The sequence below is a fragment of the Massilia psychrophila genome, assembly GCF_002760665.1.
Taxonomy (GTDB): Bacteria; Pseudomonadota; Gammaproteobacteria; order Burkholderiales; family Burkholderiaceae_D; genus JAFCUW01.
Window position 1 is genome coordinate 1 of sequence record NZ_PDOB01000084.1, and the last position, 1,420, is coordinate 1,420.

Here is a 1,420-nt window from a genome sequence, read left to right on the forward strand (position 1 = left end):
ACCCAATCCACCCAAGTTAGTGAATGGCGTGCATTTCAGTAAATTATTATCAAGATTTTCATAAAATTACTTGACACTACTTTAAAATCGCGGCGTCCAGCATGGATTTTTACTATCCCTGCCTGCCATGTCCGTTCTGACCACGCTGTTTCAAGATTTCGCCGCCCGCCTATGCTCAACAGAATTTCTCCGCGATGCCCGCCATCCGGATCATCCTACGGCGTTTTCCCGCTGCCGCAAGCTGCCTCTGGCGACCTTGGTCGCCATCATGCTGACCGGCATGCGCATGAGCGTTCAGGCCGAAATGGATACTTTTTTTGCGCATCTGCGCCTGCAGGCGCAGCTTGTGCACGAGGTGTCCGAACAGGCGTTCGCGCAGGCGCGCGCCAAGCTGTCCCTGGTAGCCATTCCAGGACTCAACGATTGGCTGATCGCACGCGCCGAGCTCGATGGCTTCGTGCCGCGCTGGCGCGGGCTGCGCCTGGTCGCCGCCGATGGCTCGACCGTACGTTTCGGATTGCGCGCTAGTCATGTCAAACGCGCTGCCCTCGCCGACCAAATCCTGTTCGGCCTGTTCCTACCGGGTCCAGACCTGATGCTTGCCGCCTCCCTACACAGTATCCACGAGCGCGGCGAACGCCAGTTTCTGATCGAACATCTCGATCGTCTTTCCCCCGATGACCTGCTGCTGCTCGATCGCGGCTATCCGGCGAGCTGGCTAGTGGCCGTACTGAACCAGCGCGCCATCAAATTCTGCATGCGAGTCGACAATACCGATGGCGGCTACGCCTGCGTGCGCGAGTTCGTGCGCTCCGGCGCCATTGAGCGCATCGTCATGCTGCGTGCGCCGAACAAGCAAGACGCGCTGGACTACGAATGCCCGCGCAAGCCGCAGCGCGTTCGCTTGGTCCGTCACGTCTTGCCCAATGGCGAACAACGCGTGCTGATGACCAATCTGTTCGACGACAAGCTTTTTCCAGCCGACTGCTTCGGCGAGCTCTACCACAAACGATGGGGCATCGAAGAAGCGTTCAAACGGCTCAAGCACCGCCTCAATCTCGAACACGTCACCGGCTTGAGTCAGCAGGCAGTGGTGCAGGATGTCGCCGCCAAAATCGTCTGCGACAATCTTCAAGCCCTGGTCTCGATAACCGCCCATGCCGACGCCGACTTGCCCGAAAACAAACGCATCAACCATGCCTATGCCCACACCGCGCTCAAGCCGCTGATGCCCATACTTCTGCTTGGCGCAAAAATCGGCAGAAAGGTTGGTGTGCTGCTGCGCGGCCTGCTTGGGTTGATTGCCGGGAGGACCTACCGACATCGAGAGAATCGTTTGAAGCCCCGAAAGCCAGGCGCAAAACCACACAAGAAGATGACTCAGAAAAACTGCTGAAATGTCTTAACTTGGGTGGATTGA

1 protein-coding gene is annotated in these 1,420 nt (G+C 57.9%); it reads left to right on the top strand.

Annotated elements, in window-relative coordinates; all coding sequences use genetic code 11:
- The first annotated feature begins 127 nt into the window (after positions 1-127).
- Complete coding sequence (locus tag CR103_RS21720) at positions 128-1,396, top strand: IS4 family transposase (protein ID WP_099917955.1); 1,269 nt, start codon at positions 128-130, stop codon at positions 1,394-1,396.
- The last annotated feature ends 24 nt before the right edge of the window (positions 1,397-1,420 follow it).

What these genes read in the sequence shown, in the direction of transcription:
- CR103_RS21720 (WP_099917955.1), top strand. Translation starts at nt 128, where the DNA reads ATGTCCGTTCTGACCACGCTGTTTCAAGATTTCGCCGCCCGCCTATGC.